This window comes from Fretibacterium fastidiosum, from assembly GCF_000210715.1.
Lineage (GTDB): Bacteria > Synergistota > Synergistia > Synergistales > Aminobacteriaceae > Fretibacterium > Fretibacterium fastidiosum.
Window position 1 is genome coordinate 2,569,479 of the sequence record NC_021038.1, and the last position, 1,366, is coordinate 2,570,844.

At 68.2% G+C, this 1,366-nt stretch carries 2 protein-coding genes; both read left to right on the top strand.

The window, feature by feature from the left end:
• Positions 1-71 precede the first annotated feature (71 nt).
• On the top strand, positions 72-623 hold the full coding sequence (locus tag SY1_RS11610; RefSeq protein WP_015557132.1) for a hypothetical protein: 552 nt from the start codon (positions 72-74) through the stop codon (positions 621-623).
• A partial coding sequence (gene tsaD / locus SY1_RS11615; protein ID WP_208873860.1) for a tRNA (adenosine(37)-N6)-threonylcarbamoyltransferase complex transferase subunit TsaD occupies positions 620-1,366 on the top strand: 747 nt, incomplete at its 3' end. The genes SY1_RS11610 and tsaD, both read left to right, overlap by 4 nt.

Consider the following 1,366-nt stretch of genomic DNA (forward strand, 5'->3'; position numbering starts at 1 on the left):
GCGGCAAGAGGGACAGGGATAAAGAGGGATAAAGAGAGATAAAGTAACAAAGACTTTGAAAGGTTGAGGTCATGATGAGAAAGTTTGCGGGAGTCCTTCTCCTGTGTGCAACGGTCCTGACGGCGCTCTCCGCGGATGCGGCTCCCTCCTCTCCGTGGAGGAAGGTCATCGGTGCGCGGACGGTCCGCCTTTGGGTGGACGCCCAGTTTATGGATGAGCTCGTGCTCAACGCGCGGGCGCGCGTCGACGTCACGTGGCTGCCGCGCTCGCTGATGCGGCTGCTGGACCGCGACGGCAGCGCGGAGGACTGGGTGGTCGCCGCGCTGAGCAACTACTACGCCTCCAGGAAGGAGGCCGCCGAGAGGATGCGGGGACACGACGTGCTGGCCCTTCGCTACCGCGCGGAGAAAAACTGGAACTTCGACCCCACGGCCCTGACGGTCGACGGCTACCGCGTGACGTCCGAGGACCTGCTGGGCAACGCCAGCATACGAGTCGTCGGGGAGCTTCCCTCCGGCACGGAGGGGACGCTCCTCGTTCGCGTCCCCTCGCTGAAGGGGGGGCGCAGGGTGCACCTCGCGCTCGGTCCGGACAGCGCGGACCTGGAGGCGCCGGCCCGATGAGCGACTTCCTGACGCTCGGCATCGAGACCAGCTGCGACGACACGGGGGTGGCACTCCTGCAGGGCGAACGGCGAATCCTCGCGGAGCTCCTGTCGAGTCAGATTCGGGACCACGCGCGATTCGGCGGCGTGGTTCCGGAGTTCGCGGCGCGAAAGCACCTGGAGAACCTCCTGCCTCTGGTGGAGGCGGCGCTGCGGGAGGGAGGCGTGAGCGGGCGGGACCTGAACCTCATCGCCGTCACCTGCGGTCCGGGCCTCATGGGCTCCCTCATCGTTGGGGTACAGGCAGCCCGGGCGCTCTCCCAGGCCTGGGACGTTCCGGTCTTGGGGGTCAACCACCTGGAGGGGCACCTGTTCGCCCCGATGGTGGACTCGGAGGACCTGAAGCCCCCGTTCCTGTCGCTCATCGTCTCGGGCGGGCACACGGAGATCGTGCGGGTGGACGCCCTGGGCAGCTACGAGCTCCTCGGCCAGACGCGGGACGACGCGGCAGGCGAGGCCTACGACAAGGCCGCGCGCATCCTGGGGCTCCCCTACCCCGGCGGGCCGGAGATCGACCGCCTGGCGCAGGACGGAAACCCGGACGCCTTCGCCTTCCCCGTCCCCCTGCAGCACACGAAGCATGTGGAATTCAGCTACAGCGGACTCAAGACGGCGCTCCTGTGGCAGGTCCGGCGCCTTGAAGCCCTTGGGACGGAGGGGGGCCGGCTGCCGCTGGCCGACCTCTGCGCGTCCTTCCAGAGC

Excerpts from the sequence above, each read along its gene's own strand:
- SY1_RS11610 (WP_015557132.1), top strand. The coding sequence starts at position 72 with ATGATGAGAAAGTTTGCGGGAGTCCTTCTCCTGTGTGCAACGGTCCTG.